The sequence below is a fragment of the Actinacidiphila sp. bgisy160 genome, from assembly GCF_965342435.1.
Lineage (GTDB): Bacteria > Actinomycetota > Actinomycetes > Streptomycetales > Streptomycetaceae > Actinacidiphila.
This window is the reverse complement of record NZ_CBDRCM010000013.1, coordinates 92703-110670: the sequence shown is the minus strand read 5'-3', so window position 1 is coordinate 110670 and position 17968 is coordinate 92703. Positions and strand designations below refer to the sequence as shown.

The window sequence follows — 17968 nt, the reverse complement described above, 5'->3', positions numbered from 1 at the left end:
GGTACCCGATCACGGAAGGGCACGCCCATGGCAAGGCTCCGTATCCTCCCCTTCTTCGCGGTATCAGCCCTCGCGCTTCCGGCGGCCGCCTGCGATTCGACTGCCGAGTCCTCGCCCCGCTGGGTCGAGCCGGAGCGCTACTCCTTCACGCTGCTGTCCGAAGGCGGTGAGCGTGGGGGGATCGGCAAGTACCGGATCACCGTGGCGCACGGGAAGGTCGTCGAGGCCGTCGGTCTCGACGCGTCCGCCCGGCGGACCGTCGCGGGCGAGCCGCACAACGTGCCGACCCTTGGAGGTCTCCTCGCCGAGCTTCGACAGGCCCGCGCGGACAACGCCGATGTCGCACAAGCACTGTTCGGTTCCGACGGACACCCCACCGAGATCCACCTGGACTGGGAGACGAACGCCGTCGATGACGAGGCCGACTACCTGATCACCGAGTACCACGTCCTGCGGGCGACTTCGTAGCGCGTCGGGCGCGGCCCGTCACGGTTCCCCCGGTGTCCTCGGTCTCTTCTCGCGAGACGTTCGTGGCTGCCGCAGCCCGGCATCCGCCGGGGTCCATCGCGGGCCCCGGGACTGAGGGCCGCCCGCACGGCACGCGGCGGGCTTCGAGCACGTCCTCTCGGTGCCGGGGATCGCGTGTATCGCGGGCGTATCGAAAATCGCATACGCCACCGCAACGGCCCTCCGTCTGCAATGGGGGCATGAACCACAACGCATCCCTGCCAGCGCCGCCCCGCCGCATCCGCAGGGTGGTGCTCATCGGCCTGGCGGTCCTCGCTCTGGCGAGCGCCGTGTTCGTCGTGCGGCGGCCGCTCATGATGTCCGCTCCGAGGTGCATGGCCGGGCGGTGGCACGGCTGCTTCGACACGTTCAACGGGGTGGTGCTCATGACGTTGGTCGCGCTGCCCTTTGCTTTGCTGGTGGTGGGGGCGCTGGCGCGCCGTCGGCGTGCCGCAGGCGTCACAGCGGCGTGGCGGATGTCGCTGGCCGAGGTGGGCATGGTCCATGGGACCTTGCCGTTCCTGTGGATGACCATGATGCCGGGTGGCGGGGCCGGTGTCGCTCCCCGTCGGGTGAGCCTGGTACCGCTGCGGGACCTGGTCACGATGGGGCCGGGCGGGATCGTCGGCAACCTGCTGGTGTTCGCCGCGCTGGGGTTCTTCGCCCCGATGCGGTTCGCCGCGCCGGCGTCCGTGCCGCGGATCCTGGCGCTCGGGGCGGGCTGTTCGGTCCTGGTCGAGGTCGCGCAGTACGTCCTGTGGCTCGACCGGGTGTCCTCCGTGGACGACGTACTGGTCAACGCCGCCGGCGCCGTGCTGGCCGGGCTGGCGTCGCGCCGCTGGTGGCGCTCCACCGCGGAGGCGCCGTCGGACCGGCCTCGCCCCGCACCGGTACCGGCGGGCTGAGTCGCGTGTCCGGTGTGCGCACCTCTTTTGTATACGTCGGCGATATGCGGTGCTGTCTAGGCTGAGGGCATGCGTGTATTGATCGTGGAGGACGAGCCCTATCTGGCCGAGGCCGTCCGTGACGGTTTGCGGCTCGAGGCGATCGCGGCCGACATCGCCGGCGACGGAGTCACGGCCCTGGAGCTGCTGAGCGTGAACTCCTACGACCTGGCGGTCCTCGACCGTGACATCCCCGGCCCGTCCGGGGACGAGGTCGCCCGGCGCATCGTGGCCTCGGGCAGTGGCATCCCGATCCTCATGCTCACCGCTGCCGACCGGATCGACGACAAGGTCTCCGGGTTCGGGCTCGGCGCCGACGACTACCTCACCAAGCCGTTCGAGTTGCGGGAGCTCGTCCTGCGGCTGAGGGCGCTCGACCGCAGACGCGCGTACGCCCGGCCGCCGGTCCGTGAGATCGCCGGACTGCGGCTGGACCCCTTCCGCCGGGAGGTCTTCCGTGACGGACGCTTCGTCGCGCTCACCCGCAAGCAGTTCGCCGTGCTGGAAGTCCTGGTCGCCGCCGAGGGCGGGGTCGTCAGTGCCGAAGAACTGCTGAAGCGGGCTTGGGACGAGAACGCCAACCCCTTCACCAACGCCGTCCGCATCACCGTCTCCGCACTGCGCAAACGACTCGGCGAACCATGGCTCATCGCAACGGTGCCCGGCGTCGGCTACCGGATCGACACCGGCACTCACGCATAGACCCCCAGGGCTCAGCGCCCGGCTGAGACTCACCCTCAGCTACGGCGGATTCCTCTTCGCCGCCGACGCCCTCGTGCCACCCTGATCACTTCCCGTGGCCGCGCGGCCGCTCCGTCCATGGGCGCCCGCTTCGGCCTCGCCGCGGTCCGGCCGACGTCGCGGGCGGCTCGCATCGCCAGGGCCGGCACGCGTGAGGGGGCCGCGCTCCAGCGTCCTGGAGCGCGGCCCCCTCACGGGTGCCTGACGCGCGAGGCCGCGCGAACGGCGCTAGGAGATGTGTACCGTCACGGACTTGCCGGGCTTGAGGGTCAGCTTCTTGCGGAAGTCGCCCGCGCGCAGCTCGGTTGTCGTCCCGCCGGTGCTGCGGACGGTCGCCTCGGTGACCTTGCCGTTGCGCCAGGCCAGATCCACATCGAAGCCCCCGCGGGCGCCGGCCCCGGTCACCGAGCCCTTGGCCGCCCAGGCACCGGGAAGCGCGGGCAGGAGCTCGATGACGCCCGGCCGGGAGTAGAGGATCATCTCCAGCGCGGCCGCGGCACCGCCCAGGTTCGCGTCGATCTGGAAGATCGTGTAGCTGCCCTGGCTGTACATGTCGAACCAGTTGGCCGCCGTGCCGTTGCTGTTGGTGATCGACGGCCGCAGGATCGTCAGGTAGAGCTGGTAGGCCTTGTCCGCGTCCTTCAACCGGGACCAGCACAGCGACCGCCACGCGCACGCCCAGCCGTAGCTGTCCATGCCGCGGGCGGTGAGCAGTGCGCGGACGCCTTCGAGCAGGGCGGGCGGGCTGGTGTCGGCGGCGATCCGGTCGCCCGGGTAGAAGCCGATCAACGGGGACAGGTGCCGGTGGGTGACCTCGCCGAGGTTGTCCGGGGTCATCCACTCCTCGAGCCAGCCGGTCTTCGGGCTCACCCGGGGCAGGTAGAGCCTGGCCTGCAGCGCGTCCAGCTCGGCGGCCAGGTCGGTGTCCCGGTGGAGCACGCGGGAGGCGATCTTGAACTCTTCGAAGAGCTCCCACGCCAGTTCCTGCCCGTACGTGTTGCCCTTCCCGTCCGGGCCGTGCTCCGGCGACCAGGACGTGTCGTCGATCAGGACCTCGCGCGAGGCCCCGTCCTGGTCGGTGACGGTGGCCGTGATCAGGCGCGCCTGCCAGAACTCTGCCGCGCCCTTCAGGACGGGATAGATCAGTTCCAGGTACTCGCGGTCCTGGCTGTACTCGTAGTGCCGCCACAGGGAGTTGCACAACCAGGCGTTGCCGGAGGGGTGCCAGGCCCAGCCGCTGCCGCCGTGGATGTTGGTGGAGAACGCCACCGCCCAGCCGGCGATCTTCCCGGAGCTGTTGCGGAACCGGTTGCGGTCGTCGTTGTACAGCCGCTTGGTCACGTCGGTCCAGACCGGCAGCTGCGACACGCAGTACCGGGCGAGTGCGTACGAGTTCTCGCCCAGCCCGGCCGGGTCGGCCAGCCAGTAGTTCATCTGGACGTTGATGTCGGTGTGGTAGTCGGCGTACCAGTCCGGGTTGTTGTTGTGCACCCAGATGCCCTGAAGGTTCATCGGCAGCCAGTCGCGGGAGCCGGTGATGGTCAGGTAGCGGCCGTACTGGACGTAGGCGGCCTCCAGCTCCGGGTCCGGCGTCGACGCGTCGGTGTACCTCACGGCTATGCGCGACCAGGAGTCCAGGGACCGCTGCAGGGCCGACGACTCACCCAGATCGATGGTGAACCGGTTGTAGAGCCGGTGGTAGTCGGACACATGGGTCTTCAGCAGCTCGTTGCCGGACACCTTCGCCGCGGCGGTGATCTTGGTGCGGGCCACGGCGAGGGGATCGGTGCCCGGCTCGCGGAAGTCCTTGGCGGCGTCGGGGGAGTAGTCGGTGCCGCCGCAGATCACGATCAGCAGCTCACGGCAGTTGGCGAAGGACAGCTTGTCGCCGTCTACGCTGACCCGGCCCGTGGTGCTGACCGCGGTGACCGCGGCGGCGTAGCGCAGCCCGTTCTTGAGCTTCCCGGCGAACGAGAGCTGTCCGCCTCCGCCCGCGGTGGTCTCCCCGTGGGTGCCGGCCAGCGAGACCGTTCCGGTGTGCGGGCCGCCGGTGAGCCGGACGACGACCACGTCGTCCGGGTGGCTGGCGTAGACCTCGCGGCGGTGGAGGTTGCCCTCGTGCAGGTACGACGCGGAGACCACGCCATTGCTCAGGTCGAGCCGGCGGCGGTACTTGCTCACCGCCTCGCCGGAGTGGCCGGGCAGCGCGATGCGGAGCTTGGCCAGCAGGCCGAAGCTGCCGAAGTCATCAGGGCCGTAGGGGAGTTGACCGTCGTCAGTCAGGGTGTCGTTGCTGCCGCCGGTCCAGAACGCGCCGTCGGTCAGGTAGAGGAAGTCGTCCGCCGGATCGGAGCCGACCAGCGCGCCGAGCCGGCCGTTGCCGACGGGCAGGGCCTCCTGGATGATGCGTGCCTCGTTGGCGGGCGTGCGGTACCAGATCGACGTGGCCTTGCCCTCCGGGACGATGTCCACGCTGGACGGGCGGGCGGGAGCGGCGTGTGCGGCGAACGGATAGAGACCGCCCGACAGGGCGAGACCTCCGCTGGTGGCACCGGCGAGGCGGAGGAAGTCACGGCGGGAAGAAGCGGACACGGCAAGGGTTCCCTTCCGGGGTTGCAGGAGCCCACAAAAAGTATTCATAAATAATCAGCCTGTTTCGCTCGCGTCAACGGCTGATGGCGAATCAACCCGACCTTTGCTCGCGGCGGCGGGCAACTTGCGCCCCTTAGTCCGTGATTTGCCCATCGGTGACCAGGGGTTCGGGATTCTGCGAGGCGAGTAGATCGGATGTCTGTCAGGGTGTGGGCCGGATCCGCTCGACCGGTCATGGCCGCCATGGGCAGGCGCGTTGACGGCAGACTCCGTACCTGACGCCGCGCCCGGAAAGGACCGGGCCACGGCGCAGGTACCTCCCCTCGCCTGAAGAGGCCAATCCGGCGTTGAGTCCCGCTTCCTGCCCCGATCGCTTCCACCGGGCCGACGGGGACCGAAGGGGGCAGGCCGCGGAAGGGGCGTCAGCCTTGGCGGCCGGGGAGCATGGCCAGGGCCTGTGAGCGCTGTGCGACGAGGCCGTCGTAGGTGCCGTCGCGCTCGGCCCAGCGGTGCATGAGGACGCCCTTCACGAGGATCTCGCGGGGGGTGGGGTCCTCCGAGAGCAGGTGCATGACCTCGGTGGCGAAGTCGTCGAGCGGCAGCGCGTGCGGGTTCACCTTCTCCTGGCCCGCTGTGGCGACCGCCGGGGGCACGAGCTCGACGACGCCGACACCGGTGCCGTCGAGCTGCGCGCGCAGCGCCTCGGAGTAGGCGTGCACCGCGGCCTTCGAGGCGGCGTAGCTGGGCATGGGCGGGAACGGCAGGAAGGCGATGCCGGAGGTGACGGTGATCAACGTGCCGGCGCCCCGCCGGATCAGGTGCGGGGTGAAGGCGTCGACGACCCGGACGGTGCCGAGCAGATTGGTGTCGATCGTCGTCTCCGTCGCCGCGAAGTGCGCGGGGTCGCGCAGATCCTCCAGGAGCATGACGCCCGACATCGTGACCACCGTGTCCAGCTCGGGGTACCGGGCCAGCGCATCGTCACGGAAAGACACGACGGAGCAGTTGTCGGTGACGTCGACACCGAACGTGCCGAAGCCCTCTCCGGCGAGTTCCGAGAGCGCCTGCGGGTTGCGGCCGGCAACGGCCACGGTGCTGCCCGCCGCGGCGAACCGGCGGGCCAGCTCCCGCCCGATGCCCGAGGTTCCGCCGACGACGAGGACGGTGCGGTTGGACAGATCCATGGGATCTTCCCTTCAGTACGGGGCGCCGACGGCGTTCAGGCCTGCGGCGCGACAGTGAGGTCGTCCGTCTCTTTCGAAACAGTGCTACCGGAGTCTTGACGACATCCGCCGGGCGTGGCAGGGCCCCCGTCTTCCCTGGTCCTGCCAGGGCCTCCTCTGCAATCCGCGCACGGCATTACGGTGGCGGTATGAAGGATGAGGTATCCGGCAACCGTCTCGGCAGCTATCTGCGTGCCCGGCGTGAGCTGGTCTCCCCGGCGCAGGCGGGACTCCCGTCCGGCGGCAACCGACGCGTGCCCGGCCTGCGCCGGGAGGAAGTCGCCCTGCTCGCCGGCATCAGTCCCGACTACTACCTGCGCCTGGAACGCGGCCGCGACACGAACCCCTCGCAGCAGGTCCTCGAGGCACTCGCGCGCGTCCTGCAGCTCGACGACATCGAGCGGACGTATCTGCTCGGCCTCACGGCGGCACGCCCCAGGGCGCCGCGCCGCAAGCAGCCCGAGCACGTACCGGCGCGGGTGCACGAGCTGCTCGCCCACCTCCAGATCCCCGCCTTCGTCGAAGGGCGCGCGTTCGACGTCCTGGCCTCCAACCCCATGGCCCTGGCGCTCTCCCCCCGCCTGCGGCCCGGCCAGAACCGGCTTCGTTCCCTCCTCCTCGATCCCGAGGAGCAAGCCTTCCACCAGGACTGGACGAAAGCCGCCGCCGATTTCGTCGCCGCCCTTCGCACCACCATCGGGGACGACACGGGCAACCCCCGGTTCGTCGAGCTCGTCGGCGAGCTCGCACTGTCCAGCCAGCGGTTCCGCACCCTCTGGGCCCGCCATGACGTCCGCGGCCTGGACGGAGGCACGACCACGGTGAACCACCCCGTCGTCGGCGAACTCCGCCTCCACCGCGACAAACTCGCCATCGACGACGTCATCCTCGTCGTCTACTACCCCGACAAGAACAGCGACAGCGACGAGAAGCTGCGCCTCCTCTCCGCACTCTCACACACCGAATCCGACGCCCCGGTGGACACCCCGCACCCGAAGGCCACCTGATATGCAGGGGGTTCGACCGGTGCCGTCCTCATCGCCCGCCCGCGATAGCGATGGCACGCGGCAAATTGCCTAGTCCTGCCAGTAGAACAGCAGCGTGTCGACGGTGAGGGCCGCGCGATTGCCGAAGTAGTAGACGCAGAGGTCGGTGACTCGGATCCCGCCGGTCGTCTCGTCGATCCAGCGGAAGCCGGCCGATTCGAGGGCATGACGCGCGGCAAGGTTGCCGACGTCCCCGGTGACGAACCGTCCGAGCGTGCTGACGAAAAGCTCGCTGTCGCCGATCTCGATCACGTGGTAGGTTCCACCGCCCTGCCGGTTGTGCTCGCCGCAGGAGACGGGAGGCTTTGGCGTGAGGCCCGCCGCAGTCAGCGCGGCCGTTGCCCGGGAGAGTTGCTCGTCCTGATCGGGGCGGGTGGGTGGCTCGGTGCACAGGGCCTCGATGCGCCACCGGGGATCACTGTGCCGTTCGCAGCCGCTCGCGTACTCATGCAGGATCGCGCTGCGCAGTTCGTCGTCGAGACCCGTCACCTCGACCCGGGGGCGTCCCAGGGTCTCGTAGACCGCCAGGGTCTCCGCGGTGTCGCTCGTGAGGCGATGCAGCGCGTATGCGGCCCAGAGCTTCGCGTCGGTCGTCGGCGCCTCGGCGAGGTAGCGGCGGAGCCGGTCCGGGTCCGACAACAGCGATTGGGCCAGGTACGCGACGCCGCGATCGGGGTCCGCCAGCGCATCGGTCACGTCATGGCCGGCGCGATGCCGCGCCCGGACGTGGAAGCCACGGTCCTCGGGCCGTGTGTCGCCGAGGTCGGCCAGGACCGTCTCGACCCCGTACCGGGTCACGAGGGCGTCCAGTCCGGCCTCGCCGACCGCCCGCCGATGCCGCCAGGCAGAGGCCGCGAGCGTCGCCAGTTCACGAGCGGCGGATCGGTCGCCGAGCATGCCACGCGCCTTGAGGAGCGCCTCGGGCACACCGTAGGAGCGTTCGTGCTGCCGGTCCTCGTGCCTCAACCAGGGCAGGAGTTCCGCCCGGTCTGTGAGAACGTCCAGCAGCGCGATGCGAACCTGACCCACGTCGCCAGGGTCGCGGACGCGTGCGATCAAATCGGCGACACGGCGCTGCGGCACCCGCCCGGCCAGGGCGAGCACGCAGGCCTTGCGCCGCCACCAGGGGTGTGCCGGGTCGGCCGCGTACCGGGCGAGGTCGTCGGCGTTCACCTCGCGCAGGGCGGCGGCGTCCACCTGACCTGCGTGTGGCACCGACATCTCGATGTTTCGCACGTACGGATGCTACCGGTGCCGAAGGCACGCCCATCCCACAGCAGCAGGCCCTTGCCGGCTTCCGCGGCCCGTGGCCGGGGAGTTGGCGCAGCCGGGCGGCCGTGCCGTCGTGCGATCCGGCACAGCCCTCCGCTGCCCTGACCCAACGGCCCTACTCTGGAGCGGTGTTCTCACCCCATGGGCCCTCGCTGCGCGAGCTGGCCGTCCAGGCCCTGTCCTCTGTCGAGCGGGGCTACGACCTGCTCGCCCCGCGGTTCGACCACACGCCGTTCCGTACCTCCGACCGCGTCCTCGACGCGACCGCAGCCGCCCTGCGCGCGTTCGGCCCCTTCGGCGACGGGCTGGACGTGTGCTGCGGTACGGGAGCGGGCCTGCGCGTGCTGCGACCGTTGTGCGGGGGCCGGGTCGCGGGAGTGGACTTCAGCGCCGGGATGCTCGCCGAGGCGCGCCGTGCCCACCCGGACGCGGAGTGGATACGCGCGGACGCGCGGACACCGCCCTTCGCCGCGGAGTTCGACCTGGCCGTCAGCTTCGGCGCCTTCGGGCACTTCCTGGCCGCCGACCGGCCGGCCCTGTTCGGCGGGGTGCACCGCGCCCTGCGGCCCGGCGGGCTCTTCGCTTTCCCGGTGTTCGCGCCGCCCCGCATCGGCTCCCGGCGGTACTGGGTGCCCGCCGGGTTCGACGCGGCGATGCGGATACGGAACGCGGTCTGGCGGCCGCCGTTCGTCATGTACTACCGCACGTTCCCGCTCCGTGCCGTACGCGCCGGGCTGACCGCGGCGGGCTTCGCCGTGGGGACCGTCGTCTTGCCCGGCTTCGGCCGCCGTCCGGACGGTGCCCCCTGCTCCCGTCTGGTCCTGGCGCGCAAGGTGTGACGACGGGGCCCCTGCCGACGCCGAACGCGTCGGTGCGGTGAGCCTGCGGATGTATTGCATACAGTATTCGAGGCCGGTAGGGTCGTTCCATGCGGCAGACGAAGCCCAAGGCCCCGGCCCTCCCGGTGATCACGCTGTTGGCGGCAAGAGGCGCGGAACTGACCCGCCCGCGGCGGTGCCGGGCATGACGACTTACGGCGATGACGCGACGATACGGCGGATACTCACCACCGCCGGAGACACGTGGGCCGTGGTGGGCCTGTCCGACAACCCCGAACGGGCCGCGTACCGCGTGGCCGAGAAGCTGCGGCGCATCGGCAAGAAAGTGGTGCCCGTGCACCCGAAGGCCGAGACGGTCCACGGTGAGCAGGGCTACGCGTCCCTGGCGGAGATCCCTTTCGCGGTGGATGTGGTGGACGTGTTCGTGAACTCCGCCCTCGCCGGAGCCATCGCCGACCGGGCCGTGGCGATCGGTGCCAAGGCGGTCTGGTTCCAGCTGGGCGTCGTTGACGAGGCCGCCTACGCCAGGACGCGGGACGCCGGCCTGTTGATGGTGATGGACCGCTCCCCAGGACGGGAGATACCCCGTCTGGGGCTGGCCTGACGTTTCCCGGCAGCCACCGCGCCAGGGCCGGGACGGGCAGCAGCAGTGACAGGTACCGCCACCCGTCGCCCCGCCGGTGGCACGAGCCGTCGGCGTCGGTCTCGGTTGGCGGGGGCCCGGCTCCACGGTCGGGTTGTCGGAGACGTGCAGTTGATTCGGCAGTTCGGGTCGCGATGCGTGGCGGCTCGATAGATTGGGGGTCTGCTGTTGGGGCGGGCTGCCGGATGTGGGATCCGGCGGGGTTGAGGAGTCTTTTGGCCATGGAGGAGTCCGGGTTCACGGAGCGCTGGCTGGAGACCGGCTCGGGGCCCGGTGCCGTCGTCCGGGCCCGCGTGACCCAGGTGAACCAGGCGGTCCAGGCGGCCTACCGCGCATGGCTCGACCACGCCACCTCGTGCCCCACGTGCCGGGAGGGATCCGCCCGCGACTGCAGCGTCGCGCGGCCGCTCTGGGACGCGTACCAGGCGGCTCAGTAGGCGGCCCGGCGACCCTTCGCCCGGCAGCACCGGCTCCGATTCCTGCAGCGCCCGGTGTCCTCCGGGCACGTGCTCGGGAAGATGATGTCCATGTTCCACGAGGCACTGACCGCGGAACCGGCCTGGGACGCCGGTGTCGTCGCCGACGTGCTGTCCCGCGCACAACGCCGAATGGCCGCCCTGACCTCCGCCGACCTGGTCGACTGGGCCTGCACCCGCCTGGAGTCACCCACCCGCACCCTCGACGCCGACCGCCTGAGCCATGCCGCCCTCGCCCTGGCCCACCGCACCGCGGGCACGCCGGATGAGGACCTCGTCCCCGACCCGTCGACCCCCGACGTCCGCCGGCGACATCGCCTGCCGGCGACCGGCGAAGGGTACCGGCGGCCCGTGTTCCCCGGCGCGGCGGTGCGGGGAGCGTTCGTCTTCTACGGCGCGTGACCCGGCGTACCGCACGGCTCGCTTCCGGGGCGAGTCAGGTCCACGGTGCGGGCCGGGCGACGAGTACGGAAACACCAGTGGGGGCCGCGGGCTTCGCAACCACGCGGCCCCCACGGCGCCACCAGCAGGCCGAACCGGCCCTGCGGTCGGGGCGTCCTCAGCCGCGGTGGGTCTCCAGCAGCCGCAGCCAGACTTCACCGAGAGTGGGGAAGGCGGGGACGGCGTGCCAGAGCCGGCCGATGGGGATCTCGCCGGCGACCGCGAGGGTGGCCGAGTGCACCAGTTCCCCGACGCCGGGGCCGGCGAAGGTGACGCCCACCACGGTGTCGCGGTCGGTGTCGACGAGCATGCGGGCCCGGCCGCGGTAGCCCTCGCCGTACTGGTGCGCGCCGGCGACGCGGGCGAGGTCGTAGTCGACGACCTCGACGCGGCGCCCGCTCCGCTCGGCCTCGCGGCTGGTCAGGCCGACGGAGGCGACCTCTGGGGTGGTGAAGACGACCTGGGGGACGGCCGCGTGGTCGGCGGTGGCGACATGCGCCCCCCAGGGGGCGTCGTCGATGTCTTCTCCCTTGGCGCGGGCGCCGATGACGGCGCCGGCGATGCGGGCCTGGTACTTGCCCTGATGCGTCATCAGGGCGCGGCGGTTGACGTCGCCGACGGCGTAGAGCCAGCCGCCGTCGACGCCGGTGACACGGAAGGTGTCGTCGACGGTCAGCCAGTCGCCGGGGGTGAGACCGACGGTCTCCAGGCCGACGTCGCGGGTCTGCGGGGCGCGGCCGGTCGCCAGCAGGATCTCGTCCGCCGCCAGTTGCCCGCCGTCGGAGAGAGCGATCCGCACCTCGCCGTCCTCGCGGGCCAGGGAAGTGACGGTGGTGTTGAAGCGGATGTCCACTCCGGTTTCGCGTAGTCCGTCGGTGACCAGTTCGCCGGCGAACGGTTCCATCCGTTCGAGGAGTCCGTTCTCGAGGACGAGCATCGTGACCTGGGAGCCGAGGGCCTGCCAGGCGGTGGCCATCTCGACGGCGACCACACCGCCGCCGACGACGGCGAGGCGGCCGGGCACCTTGCCGGCGCTGGTGGCCTCTCGGCTGGTCCAGGGGCGGACGGCGTCGAGTCCGGGGATGGGCGGCAGGGCGGCGCGGGTGCCGGTCGAGACGGCGACGGCGTGCCGGGCGGTCAGGGCGATGGTGTCGCCCTCGGCGCTGCGCACGGCCACCTGCTTGGGGCCGGTGAGGCGGCCGTGGCCGCGTATGAGGTCGACGGACACCGAGTTCAGCCAGTCGACCTGGTCCTCGTCCTTCCAGTACGAGGACATCTTGTCTCGGTGCGCGAGGACCGCCTCGACGTCCAGCGGGCCGGCCACCGCCGGGTTCAGCCCGGGTATGCGGCTCGCGTCGGCCCGTGCCACCACCGGCCGCAGCAGCGCCTTGCTCGGGTCGCAGGCCCAGAACGAGCACTCGCCGCCGAGGAGTTCGCGCTCCACGATCACGGTGCTGAGCCCTGCGGCGCGGGCGCGGTCGGCCACGTTCTCGCCGACCGGCCCCCCGCCGATGACGATCACGTCATAGGTGGTGGTTGTCTCGTTCGTCACTGCTGCCTTCCTCACTGTTTCGTTCCTCATCGCTTCCCTGACTCGGCCGGACACTCCGGCGGTGTCGCCCCTTCGCGGCCTGCGGACGGCGGCTTGCGGGTCAGCGGCCGGGGAGGCGCTGCGAGACCTCCTGGAGCACCCAGCCGTTGCCGTCCGGGTCGCTGAAGGTGAGGAAGGAGCCGTAGGAAGCCCGCTCGGGGTGCAGGCCGGCCAGCCGCTCCTGTCCGGGGCCATGGTGGGTGACGTCCCCGCCCTCGTGGCCGTGGTAGAGGCGGCCGTTCGCGTCGTGGAAGATCTCGCTGACCTCGATGCCGCGACCGGTGAGCTCCGCGTGGGCCTGCTCGATGTCGGAGACGATCAGGTACAGGCCCTGGACCGAGCCGGGTGCGATGGGTGTCATCCCCTGGCCGAAGATGATCGAACACTCGGAGCCGGGCGGCGTGAAGTGGACGACCCGGAAGTCCTCGTTGGCCGTGTAGTCGACGTCCAGGCGGAATCCGGCCTTCTCGTAGAAGGCCTTGGCCCGGTCGATGTCGGAGACGGGCAGCACGATCATTTCGAGTTTCAGATCCATGGGGATTTCCTTGCTTCTTGACGTCGGTGTGCCATTCCAGAGAAACAGCCGGGAGGGCGCCCGGGAGCGGTCCAGCAGGCCTGGCTCGGCCAGGGCCCACTGGTCCAGGTACTGGCAGGTCCCCCCAGCCCCATCGCTGAGCGCCGGTGGCCGGTGTGGGCGGCTGGTGGCAGCGATAGGCTCATGGAGGCGCTGCGGAATTCGGCGTTTCTTGGCCGCCGGGATTATCGAAAAGCGTCCACCCGTCCACTTCGGCCGCTTGTTCATGGGGGGCTTTTCATTGCATCGGGCGTCGTTTGCCGGGATGCCGCGCCGCGGACTAACCTCGAAATATGGTCAAGGCATCGTCCGCTTCGGGTGACAACAAGGAACTGAGCGATTTTCTGCGCTCGCGGCGCGCCCGGGTGGCTCCCGAGCAGGCCGGGGTCACGCCGGGAGCAAGTCGCCGCGTTCCGGGACTGCGCCGCGAGGAGGTGGCCCTCTCGGCCGGACTGAGCGCGGACTACTACATCCGATTGGAACGAGGACGGGTGGCCAATGCCTCCGAAGCGGTGCTGGAGGCCGTCGCGCGCGCTCTGCGACTGGACGATGTCGAGCGAGCGCATCTGTTCGCCCTGGCCAGGCCGAAGTCCGCGGCCAGAGCGAGCAGGCCTGTCCATCCGCGGCGAGTGCGTTCGGGGGCGTACGCACTGCTGGAGGTTCTTCGGGACACCCCTGCCATGATCCTGGACGGCCGCATGGACGTCCTTGCCCTCAACGCGATGGCGCGCGAGCTATTCGTGGCCGATTTCGAGGCCATGCCGGCGCGCGAGCGTAATTTGGCGCGATTTGTGTTTCTCGACCCTGTGGCGCGTGAACTGTTCATCGACTGGGACATGGCCGCCCGCATGGTCGTCACGGGTTTGCACCTGTATGCGGGTCGACATCCGAACGACCGGCAACTGACCGAGCTGGTCGATCAGCTGTCTGCGGCCGACGCGGACTTCAGCCGGTGGTGGGACGCGCACGACGTGGAGGAGTTTTCCCACGGCACCCGACGTTATCGGCATCCCTTGCTCGGCGAAATCACCCTGAACTACGAGACTCTTGTATTTCCAGGCGACCCGGACCAGTGGTTGTTCGTGAGCACAGCCGAACCCGGTTCGCGGTCCTCCGCGGCCCTGCGCGCCCTCGCCGGCCGGATCGGCAACCCCGACACCTAGAGCGCGCGGCGGGATGGCGCAACCGGTCAGGTCCAACGGCTGACCAGGAGGGGGAGAAGCCGCGGCGGATCGTGCGTCAGGGCAGTGCGGACCCTCGCGCTGCATCATCACGTGACTGGCGCGGCCGGAACGCACGCCATCCAGGCGTCCTGGCCGCGCAGCGCCGGGAACGCGCCCGTGTCCGAGCGATAAGGGCATGCGCTGGGGCGGCCGCCCGCTCAGACCCGCGGCCTGAGCCGCCGTCGGAGGCGCGGGCGGCCTCACCCCGGGAACGAGCCCCGTCAGGGCGTTTCGGGCTTGCGGGCCAGGAGGCAGGCGTGCGGTCTGTTCACGCGTCCGCCGGGCTCCTGTTCCAGTCTCGCCGTGACGACGAATCCGGCCTGCCCCAGCAGGCCGACCATACGGTCCAGTGGCAGGAGGTAGGACTCGTAGGACACCGGACGGCCATAGCCGTGGGTCGGCTGCAGCCGTTCATTGCCGACATAGTCTCCCCACAGCAGGTAGCCGCCGGGCGCGAGCGTGCGGTGGAACTCGGCGAACACATCCGGCAGCCACCGCGGGGGCGTGTGATGTGTGGAGTACCAGGCCAGGATGCCGCCGAGCTCGTCGTCCCTCGTCTCCAGCGCGGTCATCGAGCCCTCGGTGAACCGCAGGTCCGGATAGGCACGCCGGGCCAGTCCGATCATCTTCGGCGACAGGTCGACGCCGAAGGCGGACACTCCCAGCCCGGCCAGGTGCGCCGTCACGCGGCCGGGGCCGCATCCCAGGTCCGCGACCGGCCCCAGAGCGGCCGTTCGCACCAGTTCGGCAAACCCCGCCAGCATCGCGCGTGACAACGGGTCCATCGCGGCGGGAGGAGGGACGCGTTCGACGTAATCGGCGGCGACCGTGTCGTACGACTCGCGCACCGCGGTCAGAAACAAGGGCTCAGCCATGCGGGCGACCCTAGACCAGGCAACTGACCGGTCGCGTCGCGCCCGGTGTTGCGCGAGAGGTGGCCGACCGGGCCATCGGCGGTCGGCGGCGTGGTGCGTCCGCGAGCTCAGCGAAAGGCGAGCAAGGTGGCCCACACCGCGTTGCCCCCGGTGCGCGTGGAGCGGGCGACTCCCCACTTGTCCGCGAGCTGCCGTACGAGCAGGAGGCCTCGGCCGTTCTCGTCCTCGGGGCCCGGGGGGCGCGGGGGCAGATTGATCTGCCTACGGTCGTGGTCGTGTACCTCGATATGCAGGCGCTGGTCCATGCCGAGCATGACGCCGCACAGGATCCGCGTGCTGAGCGCGTGAACGACGGCGTTGGTGGCCAGCTCGGAGAGGATCAGTATGGCGTCGGCGCGCGGCTCGCCGGATACCCCCCACCGGGTAAGGCGTTCGGTCATCGCGTGACGGGCGGCCTGGACACTGGTCCGCTCCGCCGGAAGATCCAGCCAGTGGCCCCTGTGTGGGGGCGAGGTGTCCAGGGACCGGGCGGAGGGGGTCGTGTGGGGGGCCACGAGGGTCGCCTTCCATGGGAGACGTGCACGGTGAAGGTGGTGTGGCGGACTCGCGACCCCCGATCGCCAGGGCACGCCAACTCAACGAACCCGGCTCCCGTTGGGCCACACCCGCTGCTCGGCCTGGATCGCTCGGGAAGTAACTATGCTCGTAGGCGTGTTCATGTCGCAACCGGCCGCCTGATAATTTCAGGATGACTCGCTCCGTCTGGCGTACGCAGCAAGTCACTGTCATCATCGCTCTGATGACTGCTCGTCAGGAGGTAGGCCGTGAGCGAGGCACGCCCGGGCGCCGGCACCAGCGCACCCACCGTTCTCCGCATGATCCTGGGCAAGCGGCTCCAGGAACTGCGGCGCGGCGCGGGGGTTTCGCTGGAGGACGCCGCCAAGGCCCTGCGTGTGAAGCCCTTGACCATCCGCCGGCTGGAAAAGGCAGAGGTCGGCCTGAGGATCCTCTACGTCGAGAAGCTGCTGGAGACCTACGGGGCCCGGCGGGGTGAGATCGACGAGTTCATCGCCATGGCCGAGCGGGCCAACGAACCCGGGTGGTGGCATGCGTACCGCGACGTACTGCCGTCCTGGTTCACCGCCTATGTGAGCCTGGAGACCGGCGCCAAGACCCTGCGCACCTACGAACCGCACTACGTCACGGGGCTGCTGCAGACGCACGGATACGCGCGTGCGCTCCTGCGCGCCGGCTTCCCTCACGACAGTGAGGACGACCTGGAACGACGCGTCCATCTGCGACTGCGCCGGCAGAGCCTGCTGGAACGGCCCGACGCACCCACGCTGTGGGTGGTGATGGAGGAGGCCGTCCTGCACCGCGCCGTCGGCGGCCCGGCAGTGATGCGCGAGCAGATCGACCGGCTCCTTGAGGCGTCGGACCTGCCCCACGTCAGCCTCGACATCGTTCCGTTCGCCACCGGCGCCCACGTCGGGGCGTGCGCCCCCTTCACCTACTTCCGCTTCGAGGAACCGGAGCTTCCCGACATCGTCTACAGCGAGATCCTGTCCGCCTCCATGTACCTCGATCAACGCTCCGATGTCGCAGCTCACCTCGAGGCGCACAACCGGATGTCCCTGCTGACCTCCTCCGCGGACAGCAAGGCCCTCCTGAACCGCATGCGCAAGGAGTACTCATGACCACCAGCGACGCCCCCGTCTACAACGGGATGCCCGCGACGGACCTCGGCGACCAGGGCTGGGAATGCCCCTGGAGCGGTCCCAACGGCGGGCAGTGCGTGGAGACCAAGCAACTTCCCGACGGCCGCGTGGCGCTGCGCCAGTCGACGGATCCGGCCGGTCCCGCGCTGATCTACACGCCGGAAGAGATCACCGCGTTCATCGCGGGTGTCAAGAGGGGCCTCGCCGATCACCTGACGGCGGGCTGAACCACGTCACGAGCGGGAAGGATCCGAGCCGGCCCCCGGCGGCGACCTGCCCGGCACCACAACGCACACCACGACAAGGGGACAGGATGAGCAACTCCCACGCCGCGCGGGACATCGACACCAGCAGGCCGCATTCCGCCCGCATGTACGACTACTACCTGGGCGGAAAGGACCACTTCGACGTCGACAAGCAGGCGGCGGAGACCGTGGCGTCCGTCTACCCCGGCATCTTCACGTGTGCACGGGAGAACCGGGCCTTCATGCACCGGGCGACCCGGGTCCTCGCGCAGGAACACGGCATCCGCCAGTGGCTCGACATCGGCACCGGCATCCCCACCGAACCGAACCTGCACCAGGTGGCCCAGGCCGTCGTTCCCGAGGCCAGGGTGGTGTACGCGGACAACGACCCGCTTGTCCTGAAGTACGCCGAACGCCTGATGCGCAGCATGCCGCAAGGGCGCACCACTTACATTGAGGCGGACATCAACGAGCCGGCCGCGCTCCTGGAGGCCCCCGAACTGTCCGAGGTCCTGGACCTGAGCCGGCCCGTGGCCCTGTCCATGAACGCGCTCATGCACTTCGTCACCGACGCCCAGGACCCCTACGGAATCGTGGCGCGCCTGCTGGACGCCCTGCCTTCGGGAAGCGCCCTGGCGCTCAGCCACTGCACACCCGACTTCGACCCGCCCACCTGGGAGAAGGTCACCGCCATCTACACCAATGCGGGAACCCCGGTGCAGTTCCGTTCCCAGAAGGACGTCGCCCGCTTCTTCACCGGACTCGACCTCCTCGACCCCGGCATCACCGTGGGCCACCGCTGGCGGCCCGATGCTGACAACGCCGGCACCGCGGCCACGGACGCCGAGGTCAGCCTCTGGACCGGAGTCGGCATCAAGCCGTAGGCCGGGCCCCTCTTGGTGGGCGCGTGAGCCACCCTGGACGGGCCCATCGCGCCCACCACCCACCGGACGCATCCGCCACGATCACATCGCACTTCGTAATGGCAGCCGACCGGCCGCGAAGGGGCATGAGGTGA

General features: G+C 70.3%; 19 protein-coding genes. 12 read left to right on the top strand and 7 right to left on the bottom strand.

The features are described from left to right. Positions 1 to 27: 27 nt before the first annotated feature. The 3 genes from ACRWNP_RS14040 to ACRWNP_RS14030 all read left to right on the top strand — a co-directional run bounded on the left by ACRWNP_RS14040 (position 28) and on the right by ACRWNP_RS14030 (position 2153). Positions 28 to 468, top strand: coding sequence for a DUF6174 domain-containing protein (locus tag ACRWNP_RS14040; RefSeq protein ID WP_431961514.1), 441 nt, complete (start codon positions 28 to 30; stop codon positions 466 to 468). A gap of 239 nt (positions 469 to 707) precedes the next feature. Further along, on the top strand, positions 708 to 1412 hold the full coding sequence (locus tag ACRWNP_RS14035; protein WP_431961513.1) for a VanZ family protein: 705 nt from the start codon (positions 708 to 710) through the stop codon (positions 1410 to 1412). Positions 1413 to 1481: 69 nt separating this feature from the next. Beyond that, positions 1482 to 2153: a response regulator transcription factor gene (locus tag ACRWNP_RS14030; RefSeq protein WP_431961512.1), complete on the top strand. Its 672-nt coding sequence runs from the start codon at positions 1482 to 1484 to the stop codon at positions 2151 to 2153. A 267-nt stretch (positions 2154 to 2420) separates the two neighbouring features. Here ACRWNP_RS14030 and ACRWNP_RS14025 read toward each other — a convergent pair whose 3' ends face one another. Next, positions 2421 to 4784, bottom strand: coding sequence for a glycoside hydrolase family 95 protein (locus ACRWNP_RS14025; protein WP_431961511.1), 2364 nt, complete (start codon positions 4782 to 4784; stop codon positions 2421 to 2423). Between the two features lie 422 nt (positions 4785 to 5206). Further along, positions 5207 to 5968: an SDR family oxidoreductase gene (locus ACRWNP_RS14020; RefSeq protein ID WP_431961510.1), complete on the bottom strand. Its 762-nt coding sequence runs from the start codon at positions 5966 to 5968 to the stop codon at positions 5207 to 5209. 188 nt (positions 5969 to 6156) lie between these two features. Here ACRWNP_RS14020 and ACRWNP_RS14015 point away from each other — a divergent pair, with 188 nt between their 5' ends. Next, positions 6157 to 7014 carry a helix-turn-helix domain-containing protein gene (locus tag ACRWNP_RS14015; RefSeq protein ID WP_431961509.1) on the top strand — a complete coding sequence of 286 codons (858 nt, stop codon included), beginning with the start codon at positions 6157 to 6159 and terminating at the stop codon, positions 7012 to 7014. 69 nt (positions 7015 to 7083) lie between these two features. Here ACRWNP_RS14015 and ACRWNP_RS14010 read toward each other — a convergent pair whose 3' ends face one another. Further along, positions 7084 to 8289, bottom strand: a complete 1206-nt coding sequence (locus tag ACRWNP_RS14010; RefSeq protein ID WP_431961508.1) for a hypothetical protein — start codon at positions 8287 to 8289, stop codon at positions 7084 to 7086. A gap of 164 nt (positions 8290 to 8453) precedes the next feature. Here ACRWNP_RS14010 and ACRWNP_RS14005 point away from each other — a divergent pair, with 164 nt between their 5' ends. The 4 genes from ACRWNP_RS14005 to ACRWNP_RS13990 all read left to right on the top strand — a co-directional run bounded on the left by ACRWNP_RS14005 (position 8454) and on the right by ACRWNP_RS13990 (position 10685). After that, complete coding sequence (locus ACRWNP_RS14005; protein ID WP_431961507.1) at positions 8454 to 9164, top strand: class I SAM-dependent DNA methyltransferase; 711 nt, start codon at positions 8454 to 8456, stop codon at positions 9162 to 9164. A gap of 184 nt (positions 9165 to 9348) precedes the next feature. Further along, positions 9349 to 9768: a CoA-binding protein gene (locus tag ACRWNP_RS14000; RefSeq protein ID WP_431961505.1), complete on the top strand. Its 420-nt coding sequence runs from the start codon at positions 9349 to 9351 to the stop codon at positions 9766 to 9768. 260 nt (positions 9769 to 10028) lie between these two features. Further along, the gene (locus tag ACRWNP_RS13995; protein ID WP_431961504.1) at positions 10029 to 10244 is read left to right on the top strand and encodes a hypothetical protein; all 216 of its coding nucleotides are present in this window, start codon (positions 10029 to 10031) and stop codon (positions 10242 to 10244) included. A 90-nt stretch (positions 10245 to 10334) separates the two neighbouring features. Continuing rightward, positions 10335 to 10685, top strand: a complete 351-nt coding sequence (locus tag ACRWNP_RS13990) for a hypothetical protein (protein ID WP_431961503.1) — start codon at positions 10335 to 10337, stop codon at positions 10683 to 10685. A gap of 157 nt (positions 10686 to 10842) precedes the next feature. Here ACRWNP_RS13990 and ACRWNP_RS13985 read toward each other — a convergent pair whose 3' ends face one another. Continuing rightward, complete coding sequence (locus tag ACRWNP_RS13985) at positions 10843 to 12306, bottom strand: dihydrolipoyl dehydrogenase family protein (RefSeq protein ID WP_431961502.1); 1464 nt, start codon at positions 12304 to 12306, stop codon at positions 10843 to 10845. Positions 12307 to 12376: 70 nt separating this feature from the next. Further along, positions 12377 to 12850 carry a VOC family protein gene (locus ACRWNP_RS13980; RefSeq protein ID WP_431961500.1) on the bottom strand — a complete coding sequence of 158 codons (474 nt, stop codon included), beginning with the start codon at positions 12848 to 12850 and terminating at the stop codon, positions 12377 to 12379. A gap of 332 nt (positions 12851 to 13182) precedes the next feature. Between ACRWNP_RS13980 and ACRWNP_RS13975 the strand changes: the two genes are divergently transcribed. Further along, on the top strand, positions 13183 to 14052 hold the full coding sequence (locus ACRWNP_RS13975; protein ID WP_431961498.1) for a helix-turn-helix transcriptional regulator: 870 nt from the start codon (positions 13183 to 13185) through the stop codon (positions 14050 to 14052). A gap of 281 nt (positions 14053 to 14333) precedes the next feature. Here ACRWNP_RS13975 and ACRWNP_RS13970 read toward each other — a convergent pair whose 3' ends face one another. Both ACRWNP_RS13970 and ACRWNP_RS13965 read right to left on the bottom strand, forming a co-directional pair. Continuing rightward, positions 14334 to 14987: a class I SAM-dependent methyltransferase gene (locus tag ACRWNP_RS13970; RefSeq protein ID WP_431961497.1), complete on the bottom strand. Its 654-nt coding sequence runs from the start codon at positions 14985 to 14987 to the stop codon at positions 14334 to 14336. Between the two features lie 107 nt (positions 14988 to 15094). Further along, positions 15095 to 15541: an ATP-binding protein gene (locus ACRWNP_RS13965; RefSeq protein ID WP_431961496.1), complete on the bottom strand. Its 447-nt coding sequence runs from the start codon at positions 15539 to 15541 to the stop codon at positions 15095 to 15097. 270 nt (positions 15542 to 15811) lie between these two features. Between ACRWNP_RS13965 and ACRWNP_RS13960 the strand changes: the two genes are divergently transcribed. The 3 genes from ACRWNP_RS13960 to ACRWNP_RS13950 all read left to right on the top strand — a co-directional run bounded on the left by ACRWNP_RS13960 (position 15812) and on the right by ACRWNP_RS13950 (position 17834). Continuing rightward, on the top strand, positions 15812 to 16684 hold the full coding sequence (locus tag ACRWNP_RS13960) for a helix-turn-helix domain-containing protein (RefSeq protein ID WP_431961494.1): 873 nt from the start codon (positions 15812 to 15814) through the stop codon (positions 16682 to 16684). Then, positions 16681 to 16932 carry a DUF397 domain-containing protein gene (locus ACRWNP_RS13955; protein ID WP_431961493.1) on the top strand — a complete coding sequence of 84 codons (252 nt, stop codon included), beginning with the start codon at positions 16681 to 16683 and terminating at the stop codon, positions 16930 to 16932. Before ACRWNP_RS13960 ends, ACRWNP_RS13955 begins: the two co-directional genes overlap by 4 nt. Before the next feature lie 86 nt (positions 16933 to 17018). Continuing rightward, positions 17019 to 17834, top strand: coding sequence for an SAM-dependent methyltransferase (locus ACRWNP_RS13950; RefSeq protein WP_431961492.1), 816 nt, complete (start codon positions 17019 to 17021; stop codon positions 17832 to 17834). Positions 17835 to 17968 lie beyond the last annotated feature (134 nt).

What these genes read in the sequence shown, in the direction of transcription:
- ACRWNP_RS14040 (WP_431961514.1), top strand. Translation starts at nt 28, where the DNA reads ATGGCAAGGCTCCGTATCCTCCCCTTCTTCGCGGTATCAGCCCTCGCG.
- ACRWNP_RS14035 (WP_431961513.1), top strand. Translation starts at nt 708, where the DNA reads ATGAACCACAACGCATCCCTGCCAGCGCCGCCCCGCCGCATCCGCAGG.
- ACRWNP_RS14030 (WP_431961512.1), top strand. Translation starts at nt 1,482, where the DNA reads ATGCGTGTATTGATCGTGGAGGACGAGCCCTATCTGGCCGAGGCCGTC.
- ACRWNP_RS14020 (WP_431961510.1), bottom strand. Translation starts at nt 5,968, where the DNA reads ATGGATCTGTCCAACCGCACCGTCCTCGTCGTCGGCGGAACCTCGGGC.
- ACRWNP_RS14015 (WP_431961509.1), top strand. Translation starts at nt 6,157, where the DNA reads ATGAAGGATGAGGTATCCGGCAACCGTCTCGGCAGCTATCTGCGTGCC.
- ACRWNP_RS14000 (WP_431961505.1), top strand. Translation starts at nt 9,349, where the DNA reads ATGACGACTTACGGCGATGACGCGACGATACGGCGGATACTCACCACC.
- ACRWNP_RS13995 (WP_431961504.1), top strand. Translation starts at nt 10,029, where the DNA reads ATGGAGGAGTCCGGGTTCACGGAGCGCTGGCTGGAGACCGGCTCGGGG.
- ACRWNP_RS13990 (WP_431961503.1), top strand. Translation starts at nt 10,335, where the DNA reads ATGTTCCACGAGGCACTGACCGCGGAACCGGCCTGGGACGCCGGTGTC.
- ACRWNP_RS13985 (WP_431961502.1), bottom strand. Translation starts at nt 12,306, where the DNA reads ATGAGGAACGAAACAGTGAGGAAGGCAGCAGTGACGAACGAGACAACC.
- ACRWNP_RS13980 (WP_431961500.1), bottom strand. Translation starts at nt 12,850, where the DNA reads ATGGATCTGAAACTCGAAATGATCGTGCTGCCCGTCTCCGACATCGAC.
- ACRWNP_RS13975 (WP_431961498.1), top strand. Translation starts at nt 13,183, where the DNA reads ATGGTCAAGGCATCGTCCGCTTCGGGTGACAACAAGGAACTGAGCGAT.
- ACRWNP_RS13970 (WP_431961497.1), bottom strand. Translation starts at nt 14,987, where the DNA reads ATGGCTGAGCCCTTGTTTCTGACCGCGGTGCGCGAGTCGTACGACACG.
- ACRWNP_RS13955 (WP_431961493.1), top strand. Translation starts at nt 16,681, where the DNA reads ATGACCACCAGCGACGCCCCCGTCTACAACGGGATGCCCGCGACGGAC.
- ACRWNP_RS13950 (WP_431961492.1), top strand. Translation starts at nt 17,019, where the DNA reads ATGAGCAACTCCCACGCCGCGCGGGACATCGACACCAGCAGGCCGCAT.